Here is a 1,936-nt window from a genome sequence, read left to right as displayed (position 1 = left end):
TTTGGATTATACTGGATAATCAACACCCTTGATATTGCACTACTTTTGCTGTATCAACATCTGTGTAAAACATGAAAAGAGCGTATATACTGATTGTAATGAAACAATGAACGATTATGGAAATTTTTCCGTAAAAATAGAGACGATCGTCCGGAACATGATCTTTCGCTCCAAATTTCCGAGAAGATAGAAAATGGAAATAAAATTGAAAAATTGATGGAGAAAGCTAAATGGTATGCTTTAACGGAGGATTGGGAGCAGGCATGACTTATGTATCAGCAAGCGGTTGACATTATGCCGGATAATCTTCCTGCTCATCTTGGGCTTGCAGAAGTGGAGCTATCTCAAGGGAATTTTGATATATTCGATGAACGGTTCGAACGCATTTTTTCTTTGGCCCCGGAAGGGTTGGAGGTTCCGCTTTATATGGCACGTGCCGTTATGTATCTGGAAGCTGACTATCCCGAAAAAGCGAATGCTATCTTTTTAAGTACCTGTGAACAGTTCCCTGAACGTATTCACGAGGCGGCACAAATTTTAATTACTGCCCTTGTCGATTGCGGTATGGATGAAGAAGCATGGGAGATGCCTGTTTCTGCTCTCCCGGAATCTGGACAAGAGAAGCCGGAACATGTTCATTTGTTTATTGTATGGGTATATACAATGGCACGGCTTAATAAATGGAACTTATGGTCGCAGGTTCAATCCCGTATCCGAAAATTTCTTAAATCGATTACAAATGAAGCAGATAAGCAAGTGGTGCTCACTGCATTTGATGAACAGGTGGAAATGATGTATGAAGTAGGAGCCTTCCGTTTAAGTGAGATTTTTATTAATTTTATGCATGGCATCGCTCCAAAAAATCCGGCGATTAAAGAGAAGCGATCAAAAATTCAGCAGGTTATGCTTCTCGAAAAAGAATTGAATCGCATGGCACGTGATTTTGAGATGTTTCCGCTTGTGTTTCATGAAGCGCAGCGTTCGTTTGTAAAGGAATTTGTCTCAGTCGAGGATATTGCGGACATAGAGGAAGAAATTCCTTTTGATTTATTGGAAGAGTTACAAAAGATGGACGAGGAATTCCTGGCCGGTATTAATCGGGTAAAGAAAAAATATCCGCTTATTTACCGACAGTTTAAAGATAAATGGGAACAATTGTATGAGGAACATGCTAAAGGTGTAAGCCGTGAGGTGCGTAGAAAGTTTTCATAGGCTTCTTTTCGAAATACGCGGTTTGGCATGTGCTTAGCAAATAGCTTCCATCCTTTTGAGGGAGTCTAGCAAAAAAGACCGGAATACAGGATAGATGAATGAAATACGCCCTGTGTTACGGTCTTTTCTTATGTTTTAAACAGTATATGTGCACACTACGCATGCTCGATGTCATTTTCACAATGTTCCAGTTGTTCCAGGCGGGCATTCATTTCGAGGAGCTCCCGCTCGGTACGACCGGCACGCAAATCTGAAATATTCCGATCATGCTTGCGTTCCCGGCGGATCGCGGCTACCTCCCCGTGCAGTTTATGAACATCAATCGAGATTCCTTCTATCTGTGCTTTTAGTTCTTCCTGACCATCACGCAGTGCGCGCACAATTTGATTTGTTTCCTGTTGTCCGGCCTCCAATAAATCCATCCGCTGATTTATCTTCTGTAGTTCTGTATCCATCCGCTGATTCATTTTCTGAAATTCTGTGTTCATTCTCTGCAACTCTACAAGGATTACATCTAATTTGTCGCTCATTCCTTACCCTCCCATTTTCATCTCTTATCCCCATACTATCATAATCCATCATGGTACACATTGTTGAATGATGTCGATATATGAACACGATAAAAAATTGCAATTTATACAGAATTGATCCGATATTACCTATAGTAAGTCAAGGGTGTTGATTATCCAATATAATCCAGAGTGGGTCGTCACCACACCGTGCC

At 41.1% G+C, this 1,936-nt stretch carries 2 protein-coding genes; one reads left to right on the top strand and one right to left on the bottom strand.

Annotated features, from left to right (window positions below; all coding sequences use genetic code 11):
• The first annotated feature begins 270 nt into the window (after window positions 1-270).
• A complete protein-coding gene (locus HMPREF0083_RS24015; protein ID WP_021624534.1) occupies window positions 271-1,212 on the top strand; it encodes a tetratricopeptide repeat protein in 942 nt (313 codons plus the stop codon).
• A gap of 155 nt (window positions 1,213-1,367) precedes the next feature.
• Here the strand turns inward: HMPREF0083_RS24015 and HMPREF0083_RS24010 are convergent, their stop codons facing one another.
• A complete protein-coding gene (locus HMPREF0083_RS24010) occupies window positions 1,368-1,742 on the bottom strand; it encodes a hypothetical protein (protein ID WP_021624533.1) in 375 nt (124 codons plus the stop codon).
• Between the last annotated feature and the right edge of the window lie 194 nt (window positions 1,743-1,936).

It is taken from the genome of Aneurinibacillus aneurinilyticus ATCC 12856, from assembly GCF_000466385.1.
In the GTDB taxonomy this organism is placed as follows: domain Bacteria; phylum Bacillota; class Bacilli; order Aneurinibacillales; family Aneurinibacillaceae; genus Aneurinibacillus; species Aneurinibacillus aneurinilyticus.
The sequence above is the reverse complement of the archived record's forward strand: the minus strand, read 5'-3'. Positions and strand labels throughout refer to the sequence as shown.